The sequence below is a fragment of the Hymenobacter ginkgonis genome (genome assembly GCF_009755225.1).
Lineage (GTDB): Bacteria > Bacteroidota > Bacteroidia > Cytophagales > Hymenobacteraceae > Hymenobacter > Hymenobacter ginkgonis.
The window spans coordinates 1-547 of sequence record NZ_WQKZ01000030.1; the positions used below are offsets into that span (position 1 = coordinate 1).

At 64.4% G+C, this 547-nt stretch carries 2 protein-coding genes; both read right to left on the reverse strand.

The window, feature by feature from the left end; translation table 11 throughout:
• A partial coding sequence (locus GO988_RS23665; protein WP_157570114.1) for a hypothetical protein occupies positions 1-318 on the reverse strand: 318 nt, incomplete at its 3' end.
• A gap of 6 nt (positions 319-324) precedes the next feature.
• The coding region (locus GO988_RS23960) for a hypothetical protein (protein ID WP_198173035.1) at positions 325-547 on the reverse strand (223 nt) is incomplete at its 5' end.

Below are 547 nucleotides of genomic sequence, written 5' to 3' on the forward strand. Positions count from 1 at the left end.
CGAGTCGAGCACGGGCTCCAGCACGATGTTGCCTTTTACAATGGTGCGCGAGAACACGCCCATTCGGCTACCGAGCAAAAAATCGCGGGCCGTGGTGATGAGCTGCGGCTTGAGGTGGTTGTTGTAGACCAGCGCCAGCATGGCCTGCGGTTGCAGGTTGTCAGCGCCCCAGGGCGCGATTTTGTAGCCGCCCTGGGTGAGCGGGGCCGCGCCGTAGCTCACGTCCTGGGCCTTGTCGCTGCCGGTCAGCTCCACGATGGCCTGGGCACCGGGCAGGATGTAGAGCCCGCCGGCTAGTTCTTTGATGTCCTTGGTCATAGAGGGTTAGCCGTGCTGGATGCGCTGGCCGTTGTAGTGGGTGAGCAGAATAATTTTGAGGGCGAAGGGCTGGCCCGTGGCGCAGTCCACGAGCTGGAGCGTGCCCTTCTCCTTGACCTTGTAGCGGAAGGCGCTGCGCCCCTCGGGGCCGGCCGTGCTCAGGCCGCCCACCCCGGACTGGCCCCCCTTGCGCACGGCGGGCTTGCTGCCTTTTTTACCGTTGGTTTTA